At 56.4% G+C, this 2501-nt stretch carries 1 rRNA gene; it reads left to right on the plus strand.

The annotated features are described in order from the left end of the window. Positions 1-125: 125 nt before the first annotated feature. Positions 126-2501 (plus strand): 23S ribosomal RNA (locus ACFQEY_RS18695); the annotation flags it as partial.

Consider the following 2501-nt stretch of genomic DNA (forward strand, 5'->3'; position numbering starts at 1 on the left):
TACGTGCGATCCAGACGTCCACTGAACTCATACGAGTTCGTGGAACGTCAGTGAACCATATACAGTCGGGTGACATTACCGTCACTCTGACACCGTCAGTCGGTTCTGTATAGAACGGACTGACACACTACTGGCTACTGTGCCAGCTGGTGAATGGCTCGGCTCGAGAGCCGATGAAGGACGTGCCAAGCTGCGAAAAGCTCGTGGGACCCGCATGGAGGGAAAGAACACGAGATTTCCGAATCGGAATCCGTATTACAATTGCTTTGCGCAATAGGGAACTCCCTGAATTGAAACATCTCAGTAAGGGAAGGAAAAGAACGCAACCGCGATGTCGTTAGTAACCGCGAGTAAACGCGACACAGCCCAAACCGAAGGTCTTCGGACCAATGTGGTGTTCGGGTTGACACACAATTCTCGACATTTCATCTGAAGTCTCCTGGAACGGAGCGTGAGACAGGGTGACAACCCCGTAGGATGAAGCAGTACAGAAGGCGTCAATACCAGAGTAGCAGGGGTCGGATATCCTCTGTGAACACCTCAGGCATCCCCTGAGAAGGCTAAACACTCCTCGAGACCGATAGCGAACAAGTAGCGTGAGCGAACGCTGAAAAGCACCCCGAGAAGGGCGGTGCAATAGGGCCTGAAATCAGTTGGCGATCGAGCGACAGGGCGTAAAAGGCATTTCTCAAAACGACCGAGGAGCGATCCTCTAGTAGGAAGAGAGATGAGCCGGCGTCGTGTCGTGCGTTTTGAAAAACGACCCAGGGAGTGCACATAATTGGCGAGTCTAACTCGTGAACCGAGGAAGGCGCAGGGAAACCGATACGGCCGCAGCACATACGTGTGAGGGCCACCGTGTTCAAGCGCGGGGAGTCAATTGGGTGCGACCCGAAACCAGGCGATCTATACACAGGCAGGGTGAAGCGTGGCGAAAGCCACGTGGAGGCCCGTTAGAGTTGGTATTCTACAATATCCTCTCGTGATCTGTGCATAGGGGTGAAAGGCCCATCGAGCCTGGCAACAGCTGGTTCCAACCGAAACATGTCGAAGCATGACCTCTTCCGAGGTAGCCCGCGGGGTAGAGCTACCGATTGGATGACCCGCCTCCGAGAGGAGTCGGCCATCCTGTCGAACTCCAAACCCGCAGGCGCTGTAGACGAAGGGAGTCCGGTGCGCGGGGTAAGCCTGTGTACCGTGAGGGGAACAACCCAGAGCCGGGTTAAGGTCCCAAAGTGTAGATTAAGTGCGATTCGAAGGTGGTCTCAAGCCCTAAACAGCCGGGAGGTGAGCTTAGAAGCAGCTACCCTCTAAGAAAAGCGTAACAGCTTACCGGCCGAGGTTTGAGGCGCCCAAAATGATCGGGGCTCAAATCTACCACCGAGACCTGGCCGTGCCCTTGACAGGGGCAACCGCGTAGGTTGGCGTTCTGTTCGGATGGAAGCTCGGGCGAGAGCTCGCGTGGACCGTTCAGAAACGACAATCCTGGTCACAGTAGCAGCGATAGTCGGGTGAGAACCTCGACGGCCTGATGAGCAAGGGTTCCTCGGCACTGCCAATCAGCCGAGGGTCAGCCGGTCCTAAGACGTACCGTAATTCGACTACGTCAACGGGAAACTGGTTAATATTCCAGTGCCATCGTGCAGTAAACGTCGACGCCGTGTGGAACGCTGAGCCGGGTTTTCGCCCGGTCGAATCATGGAAACTCGTGGACGCCGTCACGGCAGGAAGCGAGCGAAACGTGAGATAGCGCAAGTCAGCCGTACATAGGGCCCGTGAAAAGACAAGCACGATGTCCGTACCGAGATCCGACACAGGTGCTCTGGCAGCGAAAGCCACGGCCTGTCGGGAGAACCGACGTTAGGGAATTCGGCAAGTTAGTCCCGTACCTTCGGAAGAAGGGATGCCTGCTCTCGACGGAGCAGGTCGCAGTGACTCGGGCGCTCCGACTGTCTAATAACAACACAGGTGACCGCAAATCCGCAAGGACTCGTACGGTCACTGAATCCTGCCCAGTGCGGGTATCTGAACACCTCGTACAAGAGGACGAAGGACCCGTCAACGGCGGGGGTAACTATGACCCTCTTAAGGTAGCGTAGTACCTTGCCGCTTCAGTAGCGGCTTGCATGAATGGATAAACGAGAGCGCCACTGTCCCAACGTTGGACCCGGTGAACTGTACGTTCCAGTGCGGAGTCTGGAGACCCCCAAGGGGAAGCGAAGACCCTATAGAGCTTTACTGCAGGCTGTCGCTGAGACGTGGTCGCCGATGTGCAGGATAGGTAGGAGTCATTACACAGGTACCCGCGCCAGCGGGCCACCGAGACAGCATTGAAATACTACCCGTCGGTGACTGCGACTCTCACTCCGGGAGGAGTACACCGGTAGCCGGGCAGTTTGACTGGGGCGGTACGCGCTCGAAAAGATATCGAGCGCGCCCGAAGATCATCTCAGCCGGGTCGGGAATCCGGCGAAGAGCGCAAGAGCACAAGATGGTCTGAC

The organism is Halorubrum trueperi, assembly GCF_042662525.1.
Lineage (GTDB): Archaea > Halobacteriota > Halobacteria > Halobacteriales > Haloferacaceae > Halorubrum > Halorubrum trueperi.